1 protein-coding gene is annotated in these 227 nt (G+C 60.4%); it reads left to right on the top strand.

Annotation, left to right across the window (positions count from 1 at the left end; genetic code table 11):
- Window positions 1–23: 23 nt before the first annotated feature.
- A partial coding sequence (locus tag AF337_RS32935; protein ID WP_152971310.1) for a hypothetical protein occupies window positions 24–227 on the top strand: 204 nt, incomplete at its 3' end.

The following is a 227-nucleotide window of genomic DNA, read 5'->3' as shown; positions in this document are numbered from 1 at the left end:
GCCGTGCTTGGGAAGGAAGAGGTATGACCGTGGACAAGGAACTCGAAAAGCTCTCCCACTCCACACCGCCGGCAGCGACGCCGGAGGCGCGCGCGCGTGCGCTTACTGCTGCGATGCAGGCCTTCGACACCGCCGGAAATAATGCGCTGGCGCCCCAAGGAAATGCGAAAGGCTGGCGTCAAAGCTCCATCATCAACTGGATATGGAGCCCTGCCATGAACAAGAAA

This window comes from Rhizobium ecuadorense, assembly GCF_001187535.1.
Classification (GTDB): domain Bacteria; phylum Pseudomonadota; class Alphaproteobacteria; order Rhizobiales; family Rhizobiaceae; genus Rhizobium; species Rhizobium ecuadorense.
The sequence above is the reverse complement of the archived record's forward strand: the minus strand, read 5'-3'. Positions and strand labels throughout refer to the sequence as shown.